Source organism: Luteibacter sp. P4_D7_3, from assembly GCF_056401735.1.
In genome coordinates, this window is record NZ_JBFUIT010000568.1 from 1 (window position 1) to 1,331 (window position 1,331).

1 protein-coding gene is annotated in these 1,331 nt (G+C 67.2%); it reads right to left on the bottom strand.

Translation table 11 applies throughout. The annotated features are described in order from the left end of the window. Positions 1 to 15: 15 nt before the first annotated feature. The coding region (locus tag AC1DSN_RS22765) for a UDP-N-acetylmuramoyl-L-alanyl-D-glutamate--2,6-diaminopimelate ligase (RefSeq protein ID WP_477333121.1) at positions 16 to 1,331 on the bottom strand (1,316 nt) is incomplete at its 5' end.

Here is a 1,331-nt window from a genome sequence, read left to right on the forward strand (position 1 = left end):
CGGCGGACAGGCGCATCATGCGCGGGCTCCCTTTGTGCTTTTGGCCATCGCCTCTCGGGCGACGGCGAGGTCGTCGAAGGGCAACTTGCCCTGCGGACCTTCTTGATAGGTTTCGTGACCCTTGCCGGCGATGAGCACGACGTCGTCGGCTTTCGCGTCGGCCAGGGCCAGGGCGATGGCCTGCGCGCGGTCGCGCTCGACCAGGACGGTGTCAGGGTGTGCGAAGCCGCCCATGACCTGCGCAACGATGGTGTCGCCGTCTTCGGTGCGCGGGTTGTCGTCGGTGACGATGACGACGTCGGCCAGGCGCTCGGCGATCGCCGCCATGATCGGGCGCTTGCCCTGGTCACGGTCGCCACCGGCGCCGAACACGCAGATGAGTTTGCCCTTGGTATGCGAACGCAGCGCCAGCAGGGCCTGCTTCAGTGCATCGGGCGTGTGCGAGTAATCGACCACGACCAAGGGTTTGCGACCGTCGCCACCGAGGCGGCTCATGCGGCCATTGACCGGCTCGAGGGCTTCCAACGCGGTGTGGATGCGATCGAACGGCTCGCCCAGCGCGCCGAGCACGGCGGCGACGGCAAGCAGGTTGGCGACATTGAAGCGGCCGAGCAGCGCGCTGCGCACGGTGCGCATGCCCCACGGCGTATTGAGGTTGAACGAGAGGCCCTTGGCCGACGTCACGATGATGTCGGCGCGGACCTCGGCATCTTTGTCGGTGCTCTCGCCCGCCATCGTGGTGCGCAGTTTTGCGACACCCTCGCCGAGACCCTTGGCCAGCTTCGCGCCGAACGGATCGTCGATGTTGATCACCGCGGCGCGCAGGCCTTCGAAGGCGAACAGCTTCGCCTTGGCCGCACCGTACGCTTCCATGGTGCCGTGATAGTCCAGATGATCGCGGGTGAGGTTGGTGAACACGGCGATGTCGAACGCCAACGCGTTCACCCGGCCCTGCTCGAGAGCGTGCGACGACACTTCCATCGCCACGTGCGACGCACCGGCATCGCGGAAGCCCGCAAGAAGCGCCTGCATGCTGATGGCATCCGGCGTGGTGCGCTCGCCTTCGACGACCGCACCATGCATGCCGGCACCCAGCGTCCCCACCGTGGCCGGCTTGCGGCCAAGGAAGGCCAACGCCTGCGCGATCAGCTGCACCGTGGAGGTTTTGCCATTGGTGCCGGTGACGCCGATCAGATCGACCGCCTGCGACGGCTCGCCGAAGAAACGAGCGGCGATGGCGCCGGCCTTTTCGCGCAACTTTTCCACCGCGATGACCGGCACGCCGGCATCGACCTTGGCGAACGGCGGTTCGGCGAGGATCACGCTGGCAC